We start from the raw sequence: 4641 nt of genomic DNA, 5'->3' as shown, positions 1-4641 counted from the left end.
ATTGATTGGTTATTTTTAATTGATTTGATGCGGTTTATTCAGGTTTTATGATTGGGCTATGAATAATCTAGGTCTAGAGTTATCGATGGCTTTTGCAACAGAAGGAGAAGTAGTAGAAACAACAATTTCGGAAGAAAACTTCGGGGTTATGAATCATTTTTCTTCTGGAAAGCCCGTTTCGGCATTTCAATATTATACGATTGGGATGGCAGTGATGTTTGCACTTTATGTCGCATCAACCATTTCAAGTAATGCATTTAAGGAAAAAGAAAGTCATGTTTTTGCTAGATTAATGATGACAGGTGAGCGACCGTTAAACTACTTACTAAGTAAAGTGATTTCAGCAGTTGTTCTAACACTCATCCAATTAACCATTTTATTTGTTGCATCAGCATTGTTCTTCCAGACTTTCGTGGATACAAGTATTGAGTTTTGGGGAAGCTTGGCGATCATCTCATTTGTTTTCTCGCTTGTTATCGGTGGCTTGGCAGCATTTATGACTGCAATTGCGATTCAGTTTAATAATGATGCGATATCGGGCTTTTTTTCAGGTGGTGCGGTGGTTATCTTTGCGTTTCTTGGAGGTAGTTTGTCGCCAGTTGAATACTTTTCACCTTTGATGCGAGAACTAGGGAACTGGACACCTAATGGCGCAATGATGACAGCCTATCTTCAATTAATTCAAGGCTTTAATTTGACTGAATTTTTACCGATGATTTATCGTGTATTGTTCATGGCTGTGCTGTTTATTAGTCTCGCAGTTGTGATCTTTCCGAAGAGGAGGTTAATGTAATGTGGTCTGTCTTTAATTTACAATGGTTACGATTAAAAAGAGAACCCATTCTTGTTTTATCATTTATTGCAATGACAATATTGTTTGTTCTTTTTATCGGTGGAACACAAGGTGAGCAGACAATCACAGTCCAAACATTTAGTGATCAATTAACCGAATCTGAGCTAGATGAATGGGTCGATGAGCTAAATAATGTAACTGGCTTTGAGTTTCACGTGAGTGATCGTGAAACGATTGAAAATCAATTAAAACTGAGTCAAATTAGTTATGCACTTGAATTGAACTATTTGGACTATCACTATCTAGTTGGTCAGGATTCATTTTTCATCAATGCTGTCAATCAATATGTTGAACAATATTATCGGACGAAGTTAAGAATTGATGAAATTGCTGAACTATTCCCTGATCGGTCAATAGAGTTACAAAACTATATTACGGTTGAATCAGAAAGCTTAGCAAACTCTGTTTCAAGTAGTGATGAAGAGGGAGCCCATGTCGTGTCAGGAATGACATTGTACTTTGTTCTCTACACAGTTTTATTTGGGATGATGAATATTGCGGTTGAGAAGCGAACGGGGACTTGGGATCGATTAATCATTTCGCCATTAAAGAAAAGCAGTATTTATCTTGGCCAATTATTGCACTATTTTGTCTTAGGAGTACTCCAAGTTGGTATCTGTTTTATTGTATTTGATCAAATCTTAAATTATCATTTTGGTGACCAATACTTTGCGATTGTTGTGACAGTTATGGCTTATGTTTTTGCTTCAGTTGCACTAGGGATGCTTTTGATCGGTATAGTCCGTTCACCCCAACAGCTACAGTCTATTATTCCGATCGTATCAACTGCGTTTGCAATGCTTGGTGGTGCATTTTGGCCACTTGAACTGGTAACGAATAATTTCTTGCAAGTGTTGGCTAGAATCACACCGGTTTATTATGGGACAGAAGCATTGAAAGATGCGATGTTATATAATACGGGGGTGGGTGATCTCCTTCAGCCGATTTCGATTTTATTATTGATGGGTGTTTTATTTATGGGGATCGGTCTTAATTTAATGGAACGGACGAAATAGAGGATTGCTTAAAAGGTTCACTCGCTTAGCTAAAACAGCTATTCAAGTGAACCTTCTATGTTATACGTGTAGGATTATTGATTAAGCGCCTTCCATCATATCGCGTTTCTTATAGCCAAGATAACCAATGGTCATAAGTATAATACTGACGGTAGTAATGACGATAAATGGAATTACTTTAAATGATTCAACTGGCATTTGTGGAATCCAACTTTTTATCGCCGTTTTTAAAAACCAATCTGGCAAATCTAAAATACCAGAAAAGTAATTTAAGATAAAAGAGTAACCAAGATAGACATAAATAAATTTCCCTAGTTTAGGTGCCCAGCCAAGTGCCAGGGCAGCTAAAGCAGTGAAAAACAAGACAGCAGGTAAGAAATTATAGCCTGCTATCAGAAAATCAGTCAGGTTCATCGTTGTATGATCTTCCATGACGGTAAGTGCGGTGATACCAAGACCACCTGCAGCGAATAAGATTCCTATTGCACCTATGACAATTGCCAAACTAATATTGGTCCAATAAAATTGACCACGCGTCACCTTTGTCGCATGAAGTTGGCTTAAATAGAGTCTTTGTTCTACTGAGAAGAGTTTATTGATGATCACAATTGGTAAAATAGCAACTAACCCCATCATAACCATCATTATTGTGGCTGTAAACGATTCTTCAATTGAGACTCCAGACTGGGTAAACATTTGTTGTAATAAATCATTACTTTCAAGGAAAGACTGCATATCTCCATAAATGGCACCGTAGGCAGCTCCTAGAATAAGAAAGGAAATGAGCCAACTAATTATGACACCTTTATTTATCTTGATAAATAGACCGTGAACAGAAAGTAAAGATTGTTTTGCATATGCACGCCCTTCTCTTTCAGGGAGATAACCAGCCCCCATATCACGCCGACCTTCTAAGGCAAAAGCAATCATCACCATTATTATACAAAAAATGAGAGCGAAAAAGATCGGTAACCAGTTGTTATTAGTAAATGGATAGGTTAAATATAACCAGCCAAGTGGGTTAAACATAGAGAATGTGATATTCGAGATATCTGTTGCTGCACGTGTAATGTAAAGTAATCCAATAATTCCGAGCGTTGAACCTGTAGCACCAGCTGAATTTGGCATAATTTGCGCCATTACAAGTGCAATGGCTGCCCCAATTAGTCCAGCCATTGCTACGGATAGTCCAAATAAAAAGGAACCTTGAATAGAAATTGTATCTGTACCGAAACTTGTTAATGTCCCGCCAATCAGAAGAGCAAGCAAGCTATTAACTAAAAGAACTTCTATAATCGTTGCAAATGAATTGGCTTGTCGTCCAATTTGAAATGAGCGAACAAGCTCTGTTAAACCAAGATCCTCTTCTTTTCGTGTGTGCCCAACCACATGTAGGGCGGCGATAATCATCGCAAACAACCCACAAAACAGTAACATTTGATGTGCGTACATCGCCCCGATTGTATAATTAGTAGCTGTCTCGATTGGTGTCGGACCAACGATTGAGACCATAGCAGGATTTTGCATCGTTTCAAACATTCCGATTAAGCCTTGACCTTTTGCAATTTCTTCAAAAGCAGGAACGAAGCCTGCTGAAAATAAGCCAACTCCTAAAACCCAAATCATTATTTTTTTCCAATCCCGTTTTAAATGTTGTAAAAATAGCGTATCCCAGCGTGCAAACTTTTCTTGCATCGTATTTTCACCTCCGTATCAATACTTATCCTTCATAATGACGCATGAACAGCTCTTCTAAAGTTGGTGGAACAGCTTCCAACTTTAGGACACCTAATGTTGTCGCTTGCTTTAGAATGTCATTAATGTAACGATTGTCCGCAGAAAATGTCGCTTGATTATCTTTTTGACTAAAATCATGGACGCCGTTAAGCGAGGCCATTTGTGAAACATCATCTCTTGTTGCTAAGGTTACTGTTGAACGAGTTAAGTGCCGTAATTCATCAAGTGTACCTGTTTCAACAATTTTTCCTTGTCTGATGATGACAACTTTATCTGCTAACCGTTCTACTTCACTTAAAATATGTGAAGAGAGCAAGATTGCTTTACCTTTCTGTTTTATTTTTTCTACTTCATCTTGAAAGACAGATTCCATTAAAGGGTCAAGCCCTGAAGTTGGCTCATCAAAAATGTAAAAATCAGAATCAACTGATAGCGCAGCAATCAAACCAACTTTTTGACGATTCCCTTTTGAGTATCCCTTAGCCTTTTTCTTCGGATCTAACTCAAAGCGTTTGATTAGCTCATCCCGTTTTTGTTTGTCACCGCCACCATGTAGTTTAAGAAATAAATCAATAATCTCTCCACCTGTTAAGTTTCCCCAAAGAGATACATCCCCAGGAACATATGAAATCCGTTTATGAATTTCAAGACTGTCCTGCCAGACATCCTTGCCAAAAATTCTTGCTTCACCCGCATCCCGTTTAATAATACCTAATAAAATTCGAATCGTAGTTGATTTACCTGCACCATTCGGACCGATAAAACCAACAACTTCACCAGGATTTACGGTAAAGGTTACATCACTTAAAGCTTGGAATTTACCAAAATTCTTCTGTAAACCTTTCAAAATAGCAATCTCAGACATTCTTCCGACACTCCTTCATTTTAAGTTTTAGTCACGTGTGATCATGAATGTATCTATTTCAATAATTATATACTATATTATTGTTGTTAGTTCAATATTAACCTGCATTATTCATAACTTGATTTTTTATAGGTGATTTGCCCATTAAATTGCCAAAAGTGAATGCCAGT

4 protein-coding genes are annotated in these 4641 nt (G+C 37.5%); 2 read left to right on the top strand and 2 right to left on the bottom strand.

Annotated elements, in window-relative coordinates; genetic code table 11:
• Window positions 1–85: 85 nt before the first annotated feature.
• Together ABD814_RS03650 and ABD814_RS03645 are read left to right on the top strand one after the other, a co-directional pair.
• The gene (locus ABD814_RS03650) at window positions 86–793 is read left to right on the top strand and encodes an ABC transporter permease (RefSeq protein ID WP_344910430.1); all 708 of its coding nucleotides are present in this window, start codon (window positions 86–88) and stop codon (window positions 791–793) included.
• Entirely contained in the window at window positions 793–1869 is a 1077-nt protein-coding gene (locus tag ABD814_RS03645) for an ABC transporter permease (RefSeq protein WP_344910428.1), read from the top strand. Before ABD814_RS03650 ends, ABD814_RS03645 begins: the two co-directional genes overlap by 1 nt.
• Before the next feature lie 81 nt (window positions 1870–1950).
• On the opposite strand, the gene ABD814_RS03640 is transcribed toward ABD814_RS03645, so the two are convergent.
• On the bottom strand, window positions 1951–3564 hold the full coding sequence (locus ABD814_RS03640; protein ID WP_344910426.1) for an ABC transporter permease: 1614 nt from the start codon (window positions 3562–3564) through the stop codon (window positions 1951–1953).
• Window positions 3565–3589: 25 nt separating this feature from the next.
• A complete protein-coding gene (locus tag ABD814_RS03635; RefSeq protein WP_344910424.1) occupies window positions 3590–4471 on the bottom strand; it encodes an ABC transporter ATP-binding protein in 882 nt (293 codons plus the stop codon).
• Window positions 4472–4641 lie beyond the last annotated feature (170 nt).

Source organism: Amphibacillus indicireducens (assembly GCF_039539605.1).
GTDB lineage: Bacteria > Bacillota > Bacilli > Bacillales > Amphibacillaceae > Amphibacillus > Amphibacillus indicireducens.
The sequence above is the reverse complement of the archived record's forward strand: the minus strand, read 5'-3'. Positions and strand labels throughout refer to the sequence as shown.